Annotated in this window: 21 protein-coding genes and 1 pseudogene; 21 read left to right on the top strand and 1 reads right to left on the bottom strand. The window is 28.7% G+C overall.

What is annotated here, in order from left to right; genetic code table 11:
• The first annotated feature begins 16 nt into the window (after positions 1-16).
• From RBU61_RS12785 to RBU61_RS12690, 20 genes and pseudogenes are all read left to right on the top strand, one after another.
• Positions 17-565: a hypothetical protein gene (locus RBU61_RS12785; protein WP_308875831.1), complete on the top strand. Its 549-nt coding sequence runs from the start codon at positions 17-19 to the stop codon at positions 563-565.
• A 149-nt stretch (positions 566-714) separates the two neighbouring features.
• Positions 715-1,236: a GNAT family protein gene (locus tag RBU61_RS12780; RefSeq protein WP_308875830.1), complete on the top strand. Its 522-nt coding sequence runs from the start codon at positions 715-717 to the stop codon at positions 1,234-1,236.
• Positions 1,237-1,305: 69 nt separating this feature from the next.
• Positions 1,306-1,992 (top strand): HAD family hydrolase, encoded by a 687-nt coding sequence (locus tag RBU61_RS12775; RefSeq protein ID WP_308875829.1) that lies wholly within the window; start codon positions 1,306-1,308, stop codon positions 1,990-1,992.
• Between the two features lie 394 nt (positions 1,993-2,386).
• Entirely contained in the window at positions 2,387-2,962 is a 576-nt protein-coding gene (locus RBU61_RS12770; RefSeq protein ID WP_308875828.1) for a DUF4269 domain-containing protein, read from the top strand.
• A 14-nt stretch (positions 2,963-2,976) separates the two neighbouring features.
• Positions 2,977-3,216, top strand: coding sequence for a hypothetical protein (locus tag RBU61_RS12765; RefSeq protein WP_308875826.1), 240 nt, complete (start codon positions 2,977-2,979; stop codon positions 3,214-3,216).
• A gap of 2 nt (positions 3,217-3,218) precedes the next feature.
• Entirely contained in the window at positions 3,219-3,863 is a 645-nt protein-coding gene (locus tag RBU61_RS12760; RefSeq protein ID WP_308875825.1) for a nucleotidyltransferase domain-containing protein, read from the top strand.
• A 56-nt stretch (positions 3,864-3,919) separates the two neighbouring features.
• Positions 3,920-4,441 carry a flavodoxin domain-containing protein gene (locus RBU61_RS12755; protein ID WP_308879822.1) on the top strand — a complete coding sequence of 174 codons (522 nt, stop codon included), beginning with the start codon at positions 3,920-3,922 and terminating at the stop codon, positions 4,439-4,441.
• A 136-nt stretch (positions 4,442-4,577) separates the two neighbouring features.
• Positions 4,578-5,360 carry a hypothetical protein gene (locus RBU61_RS12750; protein WP_308875824.1) on the top strand — a complete coding sequence of 261 codons (783 nt, stop codon included), beginning with the start codon at positions 4,578-4,580 and terminating at the stop codon, positions 5,358-5,360.
• A 110-nt stretch (positions 5,361-5,470) separates the two neighbouring features.
• A pseudogene (locus tag RBU61_RS12745) lies at positions 5,471-6,001 on the top strand (histidine phosphatase family protein); the annotation flags it as partial.
• A gap of 138 nt (positions 6,002-6,139) precedes the next feature.
• On the top strand, positions 6,140-6,631 hold the full coding sequence (locus RBU61_RS12740) for a phosphotransferase (protein WP_308875823.1): 492 nt from the start codon (positions 6,140-6,142) through the stop codon (positions 6,629-6,631).
• Positions 6,612-7,118 carry a GNAT family N-acetyltransferase gene (locus RBU61_RS12735; RefSeq protein ID WP_308875822.1) on the top strand — a complete coding sequence of 169 codons (507 nt, stop codon included), beginning with the start codon at positions 6,612-6,614 and terminating at the stop codon, positions 7,116-7,118. Before RBU61_RS12740 ends, RBU61_RS12735 begins: the two co-directional genes overlap by 20 nt.
• 126 nt (positions 7,119-7,244) lie before the next feature.
• Positions 7,245-7,763, top strand: a complete 519-nt coding sequence (locus RBU61_RS12730; protein ID WP_308875820.1) for a hypothetical protein — start codon at positions 7,245-7,247, stop codon at positions 7,761-7,763.
• Between the two features lie 60 nt (positions 7,764-7,823).
• Positions 7,824-8,444 (top strand): histidine phosphatase family protein, encoded by a 621-nt coding sequence (locus tag RBU61_RS12725; protein ID WP_308875819.1) that lies wholly within the window; start codon positions 7,824-7,826, stop codon positions 8,442-8,444.
• A gap of 48 nt (positions 8,445-8,492) precedes the next feature.
• A complete protein-coding gene (locus tag RBU61_RS12720; protein WP_308875818.1) occupies positions 8,493-8,882 on the top strand; it encodes a DUF6483 family protein in 390 nt (129 codons plus the stop codon).
• A 19-nt stretch (positions 8,883-8,901) separates the two neighbouring features.
• Entirely contained in the window at positions 8,902-9,543 is a 642-nt protein-coding gene (locus RBU61_RS12715; RefSeq protein ID WP_308875817.1) for an AAA family ATPase, read from the top strand.
• A gap of 76 nt (positions 9,544-9,619) precedes the next feature.
• A complete protein-coding gene (locus RBU61_RS12710; protein WP_308875816.1) occupies positions 9,620-10,447 on the top strand; it encodes a hypothetical protein in 828 nt (275 codons plus the stop codon).
• A 101-nt stretch (positions 10,448-10,548) separates the two neighbouring features.
• Positions 10,549-11,376 carry a DUF2785 domain-containing protein gene (locus RBU61_RS12705; RefSeq protein WP_308875815.1) on the top strand — a complete coding sequence of 276 codons (828 nt, stop codon included), beginning with the start codon at positions 10,549-10,551 and terminating at the stop codon, positions 11,374-11,376.
• A gap of 107 nt (positions 11,377-11,483) precedes the next feature.
• Entirely contained in the window at positions 11,484-11,933 is a 450-nt protein-coding gene (locus tag RBU61_RS12700) for a DUF523 domain-containing protein (protein WP_308875814.1), read from the top strand.
• Between the two features lie 86 nt (positions 11,934-12,019).
• Positions 12,020-12,637: a lactate utilization protein gene (locus RBU61_RS12695; protein WP_308875813.1), complete on the top strand. Its 618-nt coding sequence runs from the start codon at positions 12,020-12,022 to the stop codon at positions 12,635-12,637.
• 189 nt (positions 12,638-12,826) lie between these two features.
• A complete protein-coding gene (locus RBU61_RS12690) occupies positions 12,827-13,576 on the top strand; it encodes an aminoglycoside adenylyltransferase domain-containing protein (protein WP_308875811.1) in 750 nt (249 codons plus the stop codon).
• Here RBU61_RS12690 and RBU61_RS12685 read toward each other — a convergent pair.
• Positions 13,573-14,238 (bottom strand): DUF421 domain-containing protein, encoded by a 666-nt coding sequence (locus tag RBU61_RS12685; protein WP_308875810.1) that lies wholly within the window; start codon positions 14,236-14,238, stop codon positions 13,573-13,575. The two genes, RBU61_RS12690 and RBU61_RS12685, sit on opposite strands and share 4 nt — an antisense overlap.
• 130 nt (positions 14,239-14,368) lie before the next feature.
• On the opposite strand from RBU61_RS12685, the gene RBU61_RS12680 reads away from it, so the two are divergent.
• The gene (locus RBU61_RS12680; RefSeq protein WP_308875809.1) at positions 14,369-14,701 is read left to right on the top strand and encodes a hypothetical protein; all 333 of its coding nucleotides are present in this window, start codon (positions 14,369-14,371) and stop codon (positions 14,699-14,701) included.
• The last annotated feature ends 120 nt before the right edge of the window (positions 14,702-14,821 follow it).

The raw sequence follows: 14,821 nt of genomic DNA, 5'->3' as shown, positions 1-14,821 counted from the left end.
TAAAGGAGTGAAGTAGATGGAAGTAACTTTAAACTTGACAGATCAAAGTACTAAATTTATCATAAATAACCTATATCCATTATATTTACACGATTTATCTGAGATATGGGAATGGAAACCAAACAAATATGGAGTTTTTGAAGATGATGAAACTTTGACTTTAAATGAGCAAAATAAAGTTTTTGATATATGGTGGTCTAAACAATCAATATTATTCCCATATCTAATAATGGTAGATAGCATTCCAGCAGGTTTTGCTTTAGTAGCAACATCTCCTTATGCACCAGAAGGAAGTGATTTTTATTTAAATGAATTTTTTATTTTACGAAGTTATAGGGGGAAGGGCGTAGCAGAAAAAGCAGCAATTGAAGTGTTTAATAATCATCTTGGTACTTGGGAATTGCAGACAAACCCTAATGAAGGAAATAAAAGAGCGCAAACTTTTTGGAGAAAAACCATTGAAAATTATATAGACGGAAATTATCAAGAGGAGATTTCACAAACAGAAGATGATGGAAATAAGCTAATTTTTAGGTTTAACAATAGCATAAATATTAAAAAATGAAAGCTGCATCATATTTATTATGTATAATCAGGCATGTATATCTTATTACTGTAGGAATTTTTTCTGTATAAATATTAAAGTATTATTTGAAGTTTTATTTAAAGATATATCAGTGATAGTTTAACAATTGAAGGTGAAGGAGTGTTTTTATGACTAAAATTAGTATTAAGTTACTTGAACAATCAGACGAAAAAGAACTTTTTAAATTTGAGTTTGAAAACAGAGATTTTTTTGAAAGTAAATCTTTATCGAGAGATGATAGTTACTATAATTTTGATAATTTTAAAGAAATAATAAAGGAGCTAGTTGAAGAACAACAAAAAGATATGGTATATATGTACCTAATTATGGATAGTGACAAAGAAATTGTTGGTAGAATAAACTTAGTATCAATAACACGAGGGAGTCTTAATAAAGCTGAATTGGGCTATAGAATAGCTGAGAAACATGAAGGAAAAGGATATGCCACAAGTGCGATAAAATTAATTTTAAATGAAGCCATCAATACACATAAGCTTCATAAAATAGAAGCAGGTACATCTCCAGATAATATAGGCTCACAAATAGTTTTAATTAAAAATGGATTCCAATTTACAGAACGTTACAATCAGCATATTTATCAAAAAGGAAAATGGATTGATAGTATAAATTTTGAGAAAATACTTGATTAAATTTGTGTACTCTAAATCACTTATAATGTCATAAGAATTACTAGAAAGATAAAATGGGAGGATTTAAATATGGCAGAAATTACATATCATAAACAAGATTCAACCCGCAAAGCCATTATTTTTGATATGGATGGAACGCTTTTTCAAACAAACAAGGTTTTAGAAATATCATTATTTGAAACTTTTAATTACCTAAAATCAATTAATGAATGGGAGAACGAAATACCAATTGAAAAATATCGTGAAATAATGGGAGCACCACTACCAACAGTATGGGAAACTTTATTACCAAATCACACAGAAGATATAAGAGAATTTACAGACTCATTTTTCCTCAAAGTATTGGTTGAAAATATAAGAAATGGTAAAGGCGATTTATATCCCAATGTAGAAGATATTTTTAATTATTTAAAAGATAATAATTGGTCAATATTTATAGCTAGTAATGGATTAAAGGAATACTTAAAGGCTATTGTGAGGTTTTATCACCTAGATAATTGGATACTTGATTTCTATAGTATAGAAGAGATTGACTCACTAAATAAATCAGATTTAGTTGAGTTTATTCTGAAGAAGCATAATATCAAAAAAGGAGCAGTTGTGGGAGATCGTATCTCAGATATAAATGCAGCAAAGGACAGCGGATTAGTATCAATAGGATGTAACTTCGACTTTGCACGTGATGAAGAGTTAGCAAAAGCAGACTATATTATTGATGATTTAATTGAATTAAAATCAATTGTACATAAACTATAAAAAGAATTTATACTACAATAGATTGGTTAGTAAAGCAAAATTATATAAGAATATAACTCTAATCAAGTAAATAAGTTTTCAAAATATAAATGAAAACAGTAAGAAATATATTTATCCTGACAAATAAGAATAAGTATATAATCAAAAGCCTATAGTGATGAAAAGATTATTATAGGCTTTATTATGTATTGCTACGGAATTACTAAAGAATATTTTGTGAAAAGAAGGACTTCGAAAGAAAATATAGAATAGTATTAGGATGAAGAATTACTGTCTGTATCTATAGCAATTCAATGTTTAGGTACAGATATTTATTTAATAAGATAGCAAGGTATATAATTGCTATATGGATTTAAAAAAGCTGATAAAGTTGTAAGGGAAGGATGATAAAAGATTGAAGAATTTATCTCAAGATTTTTTAGAAATTGAATATTTAAAAACAGGAACTAGGAAACAGCAAGAAGTGTATGAGGTTATTCAAGAATTAAATATATTAAAGATATTACATATGTACAATCCAATACTTGTGGGAACGATTCCAATAGAAATAGACTTGCCTGAAAGTGATTTAGATATAATATGTGAGATTTATGATTTTGAGAATTTTAAAGATTTTATGGAGAATACGTATGGAAGGTATAAAGGATTTGATTGCATAGTTAGAGAGGTCGATGGAATAACTAGGGTTGTATGTAATTTTATTTACAAGGGATGGATATTTGAAATATTTGGACAACCTATTCCTACAACACAACAAAATGCCTATAAACATATGATTATAGAAGATAGAATACTTAGTATTTTAGGTGACAAGGCTAGAGAGACCATAGTGAGTTTAAAGAATGATAAATTAAAGACCGAGCCAGCCTTTGGAGAACTATTAAAGATAAACAGTAATCCATATGTTTTTTTATTAGAAATGTATGATTGGACTGAAACAAGACTAACAGAATACTTGAGTCTATTTTAGAGGAGACAATATAGTTGAATGATACAGATAAACGCAATAGACTTCAAGAAGAATGTTTTTCATATAGAGTATCAAAAGATAACAAAGTATGTATATTTTGGCATGAAAAACAAGTAATGATACTAAAAGGTAAAGATAGTCAGAAGTTTTTAGCTAGAATAGAAAAAGCAGATACAATAGAGTCGCAGCTAATCATGGCTAAAGTCACTGGTAATTTTAAGCATGAAAATGAAAAAGCAAATAAAAGGAGATAGAAATGAAGCTATTGGATGATTTATGTAATCACTTAGAGGATATGAATGTGGAATGGCATCTTTGCGGAGGATTTGCAATTGATGTTTTTTTAGGGGGCATAACAAGGAAGCATAAAGATATAGATATAACTGTTAGTTTTGATGATATGGAAGTATGCATTCAGTATCTAAAATCAAAGGGTTGGGAGATAGATGCACCAGTTTGTAATCAAAGATTAGTACCGGTAGAATTTGCTCTTAAACATCCAGAATTATATTTTGATAATATTTGGTGTTATAAAAAAGATGCTGATTTTATAAGGACTGAAAAAATAGATGGTGTATTTAAATATGTAAAATTTATTGATAGAGAACAGACAGAACTAGATTTTATAGAAGTTTTATTTAATAAAGTAGAAAATGGTATTTTCTATTATCAAAAAAATCATAACATTATGATTGAGGCAGATATGGCTTTTATAAAAAAGGGTAAAATTAGTATTCTTGCCCCAGAGGTTATATTACTCTATAAGTCAAGAAACCACGAAAATAATGATTATAAACATGATTTTGATTCAGTAATAAATAAGCTTGAAAGGGAAAGATATGATTGGTTTATAAATGCTATGAATACAGAATATCCAGAAGGACATCCATGGATTAAGTAAGTATTTTCTTGTAATAATAATATCTGTATAAGAAGGAGGAAGTAATATTGAAAAATGTGATTGTATTATATAAGTCAAATACAGGATTTACCCAAAAATATGCCGAATGGATTGCGGAGGAATTGAATTGTAGTGCTATCTCTATAAAAGATATAAACGTAAATGAATTACAAAATTATGAAACTATTATTTTTGGAGGAGGATTACATGCTGGGAAGATTAATGGACTAAAACCTATCAAGAATGATATTTTTAAAATGAAAGATAAAAATATAATTATTTTTGTCACAGGTGCAACACCGAAAGAGGCTATAAAAATTGAAGAAATTGAAAATGCAAACTTTTCATTGGAAGAAAAAGAAAGTCTTCATCTATTTTATTTTCATAGTGGTATGAATTATGAGAAGATGGGAATTAGTAGCAAAGGGATGATGAGCATATTTAAATCTATGTTGAAGATTAAAAAAGATAAATCTCCAGAAGAACAAGGGATGTACGATACAATTACTAAATCAAATGATCACTCAAAAAAAGAATATATAAATCCATTGATTGAATGTGTAAAAACAATTATTTAAATCTTAATAATAGTTATGTATATTTAAAACATAATTTATATTTAGAGAGATCAGAGAGATTAATTATAATACTATACATCTAAAGAATGTAATTAAAATAGTTCTTGTCAGTATATTAATTAAGGAAGTGAAAAACATGAGAAAAATTGATTTTTATTATTGGGGAGATCAATGTCCCCATAATTGTAAAATTAGAGAGTTGCTAAGTAATTTTTCAGATGATAAAAGATGTAAAATTAATTTGTTTGATATATCAAGAAATTATAATATAGCCAAAAAATTAAATATATTTTCACCCAATATGATTGTTATGGATGATAATTTAAGATGGCATGGACCAATTTCCATAGATAATCTAGAGAATATCTTAAATGGTTCTATACCAGAAGCAAAGCCTTATAATGTTAAAATGAGTGATAATATTATTAGGGGAGATATAAAAGATTTAACTGAAGAAACCATTATAGATACTTGTGCTCTATGTTCTTCTTATAAGAGAGATACTTATTGTAGGGATAAAGGAAACTGGATAAAAGCTTTAAGACAAAGATATAACCTCCCACATATGGGAAAACTCCATTACTTAAATGAAATTTGTATCGGAGGAGCAGAATTTGTTCCTTCAGTAGCAGTTCCATATCCTATAGCCAAGGCTGAAGACATGGCATTTCTTACTTGTTCTTTTACTACCAGTGAAAATGGTGATTATAAAACATATCCACTACAAAGGCTAGAAGAAGAATTATCTGAATTAGGATTTAAATCTATAATGGCCATAGCCTCTGAGAATACCCCATTTCCAAATGGTCCACTTGATTGGTTTTTAGATAAAGGATATATAGATTTAGGCTTTATATACAATGAGGAAAGACATTTTGCTAAGATGCATTTAATAAAGAAGGATTTGGTGAATATATAGGTTAAATATAAAACGTTAGAGGGGATATATTGGCTATTTATTTTGTAAGACATGGAAAAGAAGAGGAAGGATTTAGGGGAGGATGAAGTCAAAGAGGTTTATCGAATGAAGGAAGAAGACAGGTTCAGCTACTTGCTGAATATTTGTATAAAAACAAAGAAAGATTTAATATTACTAGAATAATTAGTAGTGATTTAAATAGAGCAAAAGAAACAGCATTTTGCATTGCTAAAAAATTTGAAATGAAGGCTGAAGCGAATCAGAAATGGAGAGAGCATAATAATGGTATAATGGCTGGTATGTCAAATGAAGAAGCTGAAATAAAGTTTCCAGGTTTATACTTTAACACATTAGGAATGGATGAAAAATATCCAATGGGAGAAAGTCCAAGGGAATTTTTAAATAGAATAGAAAAAATATTTTATAATTTAGTAGATGAAGTTTCAGCCAAAGATGAAGATATATTAGTAGTTACACATGGTGGAGTAATAAATATTATATATCATCTAGTAAAAGAGATTGAATGGAGTAATAAAAATAAGGCTTTTAAATCTCAAAACACAAGTATACATAAGATTAAATTAGATAAAGGAAAGATAAAAATAGATTTGAGTAACTATATAGAACATTTGAATTCCTAGTGAAAGTACTATATTTAAAGAATTAATTCAAAATATATTGCAATAGGCGAATCTATAAATATAAGTCATTATGCGTCCTCAATGTAAAAATAATAAATAAGAACCTAAAGATTATATATGAAAGTAATGGTGAATGATTTGAAAAAAGAAATTATAAATGATGATATTGAAATAATCTTAAATGAAGTAGCAAATAGATATGGATTAATACGAGATAAGTTAGTCCCAATAATAGGGGGTTATCAAAACTTAGTATATGAATATATTCAAAATGATAGATCCTATATTTTGAGGCTATCGAATTCTTCCACAAGGAATAATGATGAAATTAATAGCGAGTTAGACTGGTGTTTATATCTTGTAGATTATGGAGTACCTTTATCAAAGCCCTTATCAACATTAAACGGACTGATGACTGAACTAGTGAGTTATAATGAGATTAAAATTACTGCCACTCTATTTGAAAAAGCCCGAGGAATAAAACTATCATACCCTGAATATTTAAATAATGTGGAAGTCTTTAAGGAATTAGGTAGAACTACTGGGCGTATTCATAATGCATCTAAGGAATATGTACCAATTTGCACATATTACAAGTTCTGGATTTATAATGAACAAGTCACTGGATAAGGTACTAATGATTCATCATAATATACGAAATACTTGGGCTTGGACTGGTGGACATGTTGATGGAGATTCAGACTTTTTACATGTTGCAATTAAAGAGGCAAAGGAGGAAACAGGTATAAATACCTTTACAGCCCTTACAAATGTGAAAATCCTTGCAAGGGCATATGCATATAGAGATGAAATCAGTAAGGCGTTAATTATCTGTAATGATGATGAAATGATTGGGCTGTTATTTTATAGAGAATGGCAATCCAGTTATTATATTCTAGATCAATTTATGATTGATGAACGCTTTCAAGGTATGGGTTATGCTAGAACTGCATTAGAGCTTATTCTTAATAGAATGAAGGAGCATGGTAAATATAATCATGTTAAGCTTTGCTATTGTAAGGGAAATGAGGCTGCTGTAAGTCTCTTTACAAGCCTTGGATTTTATCATACATATGAAGAAGATGATGATGAAATTATCATGGCACTTGACTTTTAAGTAAAGAAAAGAATTCTACTTAGTAAACTACGTGTAGCATAATTTATATTTTAAGATATTGTATATTATATCCTTTCATCGAGAGCAAAGCTTGGCTAAAAATATGCCTTATAGGAGGAGATAAATATGGATAATCAAGTATATGCTATTTGGATATTAGATGAAACTACTAATCAAAAACTAGATGAGCTAAGAAAGACATTAGAATTATTTAACATTGAATATAATCCTATCTATGGACATATTACATTTGCAAGTTTTGTAAATATTGATATAGATGAAATTTTGAAGTACACCAAGAGATTTTTAAAGGGAAAAAAATCATTCTATATAAATTGCTCAGCATTGGGCTTCCTAACAACTAATTGTATAGCCTGCATACCTTCTACTTCTGGAAAATTATTACAATATTATGAGGAATACCATCAAGAATATGATTCTTATTGCAATATGTGGACAAGTATTGATTCAGGGCTATGGCTACCTCATATATCACTTTATTATAGTGACATTGAAGATTTAGGCGGGATTATTGGTGAAATGTCAAAAAGATTTATTCAGTTTAAAGGTAAAATTGTTCGAATGGAATTATCTGTTGTAAATGAAAAGGGGTTTAATATAATATATTCTCACGATTTAGATTAGGTAGATAGATTGTATTAACATATGAGAATCATGAAATTAATATAAAAAGGAGGATTTCATATGGAAATATTAATAGTAAGACATGGACAATCTGTTGCTGATTTAGAAGATAGACATGAGGGGCGAGCAGATTTTGAACTTACTGAATTAGGATGCAAACAAGCAAAATCTGCTGCAAAATGGATAAAAGAACATTATGAAATTGATATTATTTTAAGTAGTCCACTTAAAAGAGCAGCAAAAACAGCTGAACTTATAAGTATAGAAACTGGTGTGGACATAATCTTTGATGATGAATTGATGGAATGGAATAATGGTTTATTAGCAGGTTTATATCGTTCAGAAGCAAATGAGAAATTTCCTATGCCAAAAGATGGAAGAAATCCTCATGATGAATTTGCACAATCAGAGTCATATATTAACTTTAGAGCTAGAGCAGAGATGTTTTGGTCAAAGTTTATACATAAATATGAGAAAGAAGAAAATAAAACTAGGATATGTATAGTGTCACATGGTGGAATGATAAATATGCTTTTTAGAAGTTTTATGATGCTACCAGTTAATACAGATTCATATATAAGTACTGGTGATACTGGAATACATTTATGGAAAGTAAGTGGTAAGGAAAGAAGAGTTGTGTTTTTAAATAAGCAGGAACATTTATTAAATTTAAAGGGATAAATTCATTAAAGTAATTAAAGATAAAAAATAGATAAAGAGGTGAAATTTATGTATCATCAAGATTGGATAATGAGGCAAATTACAAGCTTTATAGATATGATAGGGAAGGTATTATTTAAGAAGGATAGTTTTGAACTAAATATTCACGGTGAAAGTAATTCTGAGAAAATTCATTTATTATACGAAAGGTTAATAAACCTGATAAATAACCTAAAAGTCAATGAAGCTGAAGATCTATTGTTTGAAAACATAGAAACCAATGATTTAATATACATAAAAATAGCCATGGATTTTTATGATAAAGTAAATAAATTAAGTGATGAGGAATTAGAAGAAGCGGATTTTAGTCGTGAAGAGATAAAGTTAGGTCTTGAAGATATATTGAGGTTATATGGTATTAAATTTGAAAGTTTAGGAATTAGCCGGAAAGAATATTGATAATACAGGAGAATTGTAAATGAAGAAATTACTAGATGAGATAATAAAAATATATAATCGAGAAAAAACTTTAATTATAGGAATTGATGGTCTAGGGGGATCTGGTAAGACTACAATAGTTGACTCATTAAAGCTACGATTAAGTAATAGAAATTATAATACAGTTATACTACATATTGATGATTTCATATATCCAAAAAATATTAGATATAATGAATCTGAAGAAGAATGGTATTGCTACTATAACATCCAATGGAGATACGATTATTTGATTAAAGAGATCTTGATGCCGATAAAAGAAGGAACTGAAATTCACGAGGAAATTGAAGTATATGATAAAGATAATGATATATATACCTTAGAACAAATAGAAATACCTCAAGGTTCAATTTTACTATTGGAGGGAGTATTTTTACAAAGGAAAGAGATGAGAGAATACTTTGATTACGTAATTTATCTAGATGTGCCAAAAGAGGTACGATTAAATCGTGTAATAAATAGAGACAAGTATATAGGAAATTCGGAAGATATAAAATTAAAATATGAAAGACGATATTTTCCATCGGAAGATAAATATATTGAAGAATATTGCCCTATCCAAAATGCTGACTATATATTAAATTATGTTAGAAACGAAGAAGAGAATATCTATATGTTGTGAGTCAATAAACTAGAACTATTAGACTACCATATTTGTTGAATAGACAAGAAGTAACTATATATTAGGAGGGAATTGTATGATTGAAATACCAGAAGCTATTACCTTATCATGTCAAATAAATGAAACTTTAAGAGGCAAAAAAATTAATGATGTTATTACTAATCAATCACCGCATAAGTTTGCTTGGTATTATGGCGATCCTAGTGAGTATAATTCAAAATTAAATGGTAAGATTATAGAGGAAGCTTGTGCATATGCCGGTTTGGTTGAAATCAGCCTAGGTGACATTAAATTATTATTAGGTGATGGAGTAAATCTGCGATACTTTGATAAAGGTCAGAAATTACCACCAAAGCATCAATTGTTAATACAGTTTGACGATGGTTCTTCACTTGTTGCATCTATTCAAATGTATGGCGGAATATGGTGTTTTAAAGATGGAGAATTCGACAATGTATATTATGAATTAGCTAAGGAGAAACCATCTCCTTTATCTAGAGAATTTGATTTTAAGTATTATGAAAAAATTATATCGGATAAAAATTTACAGATGAAAAGTGTAAAATTTCTTTTAGCTACAGAGCAACGTATACCAGGTCTTGGAAATGGAGTATTACAAGATATATTATTTAATGCAAAACTTCATCCGAAAAGAAAGATATCAACACTTTCAGCTGAAGTGATAGAGAAGTTATATCACTCTATTAAATCTACTTTGAATGAGATGGTGACAAAAGGTGGACGAGATACAGAAAAGGATTTATTTGGATGTTCGGGAGGTTATATCACAAAATTAAGTAAGAATACTGTGAAAGAGCCATGTGAGGTCTGTGGCAAAAATATTATTAAGAAATCTTATATGGGAGGGAGTATCTATTATTGTGAAGGATGTCAGTTAGAGTAAATAATTTTTCATCTTAAGTGATGGGATATATGCTGAAATTATTAGATTTTGAAATTAAAGATTCAAAATGATAATGAATAGTAGAATAAGGAGATTTGTATATGACAAATAATCTAAAGAAAATATTGAAAGAGATAAAAGAAGATAATTATAGGATTCCCGCAAGTTTAGATACAAATGAGATTATTATGGAAATGATGCATGAGATAGGTAATACAGATGCAGAGTTACGAGATAAATTAATATATTCAGTAATGTATCATTGGATTATGAATAATGAGATTGCAACTGATAAATTAAAGGAATTGCTAGCAATTAGTATGGATGATAATCATTTATTCTTTAAAATTGGAGAGATAAATACTGATTCAGTATTTACTCGTTCATTTTCTATTTTATTGATACCGCTAATACTTATTAATAATAGACAACTTAAATTTCTTTCGGAAAATGATATCAAAGAGATCTATATAAAAGTAGTAGATTATTTTATAAAGGAGAAGGATTTAAGGGGATATGTAAAAGGTCAAGGATGGGCACATTCAGTTGCACATGCTGCAGATGCACTAGATGATTTAGCTATTTGTTCAGAAATAGGACATGAAGAGTTATTATACATGTTAGATATAATTAAAGATAAAGTTTGTATTAATAATTATGTATATATTAATGAAGAAGATGAAAGATTAGTAACTGCAATAATAAGTATATTCAATAGAAAACTAATAAAAAATGAAGAATTTTGTGAATGGATAAAGGGTTTTAATGAATTACAAAGGACAGGGATATATCCAGAAGATGATAATTTATTAATTAATGTAAAAAATTTATTAAGAAGTCTATATTTTAGATTAATCAGATTAGATAATACTGAAATTCTAACTGAGCAAATAGAAGATACACTAATAAAAATAAGTAATTTAAATTAAGAGGACATCTATATATTCTGTTACCAAGTTCTTCGCAATAGAGACATTAGTGGTAAGCTAGAATTAAAAATTGTAAATCACTAAAATGACAAAAGGAGATATTAAGTATGTATTTAGTAAGCTCATGTTTAGCAGGAATCAATTGTAGATATAATGGAGGAAATAGTGAACATAAAACCATAGTGGAATTGGTTAATCAAGGAAAGGCAATACCTGTGTGTCCAGAGCAGTTAGCTGGATTATCTACCCCAAGGTCAAGTTGTGAGATTGTTGTATATGAGAATGGAGATATAAAAGTAATTAGTGAAGATGGACAAGACTTTACCAAACAATTTATTGAAGGTGCGAAAAAGACTCTAGCAATTGTGAAAGCTATAGGAATCAAAAAAGCAATATTAAAGTCCAAAAGTCCTTCCTGTGGTTGTGGACTTATATACGATGGAACATTTTCAGGCAATTTGATAAAAGGAAATGGCTTAGCCGCAGAACTATTAATTAAAAATAATATTGAGGTATATGCAGAAAATAATTTAGACATGTTGGAAGATAATAATTGAAAAACTAGATTTAGAATACAAATATTATAAAAACAGGTATAGGTGGACCATTCTATGATTAGTTATATTTTATAAAGGAGAATGCAATGGTGGAATTAATAAAAACTACTTTAGACAACTTGAAACGTAATAATATGCAGGGGTATTTTCTTGAGAATAATGAGGAATTATTTCCACTTTTAGATAAATTAATTTTACAAGGTAGCACTATTGGGAGTGGTGACTCCGTTACATTAGAGCAACTGGGAGTTTTTGATTTTATTAAGAATCGGAACTATATATTTTATGATAAACATGTTGAAAAATTGACTTCTATTGAGAAAAAGGAGATATATATTAAGAACTTTTCAGCAGATAACTTTATCACTGGCTGTAATGCAATAACCGCTGATGGTAAGTTAGTTAATATTGATGGCAACGGAAGCAGGGTTGCTCCTATGATATATGGACCATCACAAGTAATCGTTATTGTGGGTAAAAATAAAATTGTAGAAAATATAAATGATGCAATAGAAAGAGTACGACAGATTGCAGCACCATTAGATGCAAAGCGACTAGATAAAGAAACTCCTTGCACCAAATTAGGTAGATGTATTGACTGTAAACATCCACAACGAATTTGTAATAGTTTCGTCGTTATTGCAAGGCAATTTGATCGTGAAAGAATAAAGGTAATTATTATGAACGAAGAGTTAGGATACTAAAATATATTAAGAACTATAAGATAATAAATTAGTGGCTACTGCGAAAAACATCAAATAGATTTTAAATTTATAAGCTGTTCTATTTAAAAATATTTGTTATCATTGGAAATAAAAGGATATGCTGGAACAACTTAATAAAGGTTTTGCTGAGAATTACAAAAGATATATAACTATAAGTAAGGTGAAAAAATGGAGCCTAGAGAAATATTAAATATTATAATTGAAAGATATAAAAATATATTAGATAAAAATCTTGTTGGCATATATTTACATGGTTCCTTAGTCATGGGATGCTATACAAATGAAAGTGATATAGATCTAATCGTTGTAGTAAGAGAACCTATAAATATCATAGATAAGAAAGCTATTGTTGAATCAATAATAGCTTTAGATAATTTGCCAAGAAAAGGGATAGAGTTGAGTATTGTCCTAGAAAAGCATACAAAAGAATTTATATATCCCACACCATTTGAATTGCATTATTCAGATTCTCATAGAGATAGATATTTGTCTGATAGTAATTATATTTGTGGGAATTTTATAGACAAAGATTTGGCCGCTCATTTTACAATCATTATATACAGAGGTATTTGCCTGTATGGTAAAGAGATTGAAGAAGTATTTGCAGATGTACCAAAAGAATATTATATAGACTCAATTGTTAATGACATAGAAAATGCTGAGAAAGATATAATAGAAAATAAGGTTTATATTACTTTAAATTTATGCAGGGTATTATATTATATAAAGGAGAATATAATTTGCTCAAAGCTAGAGGCTGGAAATTGGGCTAAGGAAATAGTACCACAAAAATATAGAAGAATTGTGGAAGATGCTGTTAGTGTATATACTAGGAGATTAGATGAACTTAAATATATGGACACCATATTGGAGGAATATGCCATCCATATGTTAAAAGAAATAAGAAATCACCTCTAACAAGGAGCTATATATAGGGAACCATCACTTTGAATCTCGGCATAAAAAACCTTACTGATATTATTAATCTTTTGAGCTTCAAGTTCTTTTTCTAACCATTCAATACTTAGACCAATGGACTTTAAATTTTTATAGATTATTTTACCATCTACAATTATCTGTAATGGTAAGTATTTAGGATTAGAGGTAGGAATATCCATGTCAGCTCTAGTTAAATTTAAATTAGATTGCTTCCTTAGAACACTTAATCTGCCATTAGGTTCTAAAATAACATAATCTACTTCTTGAATGGAGAAGATATTTCGTTCTCTAAGCATCATAGATAGCTCTTCTATACTTAGTCTAGCAGATTTTAGAGACTTTTTTTGCAATACCCCATTTCTAATTAAAATAGTAGGCTGTCCATCAACGAGTAATCTAAGCTTTGCAGACTTTAAAGTTCCATAAGATAGTAGAGCAGTCAAGGTGCACCATAATACTAAACCTATGACTTCATCTATGATAGACCCATTATCAGTGATAACTATATCGGCAGCTATGGAACCAATGGTTATTCCCGTAACGTAATGGAAAAAGGTCATTTGACTCATTTGTTTTTTGCCAAGCAGTCTAGCTAAGATTAATAATAGTAAAAAAGCTAAAACCGTTTTAAAAAATATCATATTACTACCTCCATAAGACATATTGTTTGCATGATTTGATTATTTATTATACAATAAAGAACTAAAATAAATTAGGTAGCAAATTGAGATATAAAAATTATCCTTAATAAGGGAAGGAGTAGATATAATTATGGAAATAAAGGAAGTAAAAATAGAAGTCTATATTCCAGAGGAGTATATTATAGAGTTAAGGGATGAACTTAATAGAGTAAATGCCTGTAGAGTAGGGGATTATGATAATTGTATGTCTATAACTAATGTCAAGGGATATTGGAGACCATTAGAAGGAACTAATCCTTATAGTGGGCAAGTTGGAGAGATTTGTGAAGGTAAGGAATGTAAGGTTGAAGTAAGGTGTAAAATGGAATATGTAAAAAATGCAATTGAAACCATTAGAAGAATTCATCCATATGAAGAACCATTATTTAATATAATTCCAATTATAAATAATATGTTTGAATAATAGAAGTGGATTTTTTATAAATAGGGCATGTGGGAATCGAAAGAAAGTCCACATTAAAAAAGTATGTAATCAAAAGAAAGATTACATACTTTTTTTAAAATATTACTTGGAAAAGAAGGA

The organism is Tissierella sp. MB52-C2 (genome assembly GCF_030931715.1).
Taxonomy (GTDB): Bacteria; Bacillota; Clostridia; order Tissierellales; family Tissierellaceae; genus Tissierella.
The sequence above is the reverse complement of the archived record's forward strand: the minus strand, read 5'-3'. Positions and strand labels throughout refer to the sequence as shown.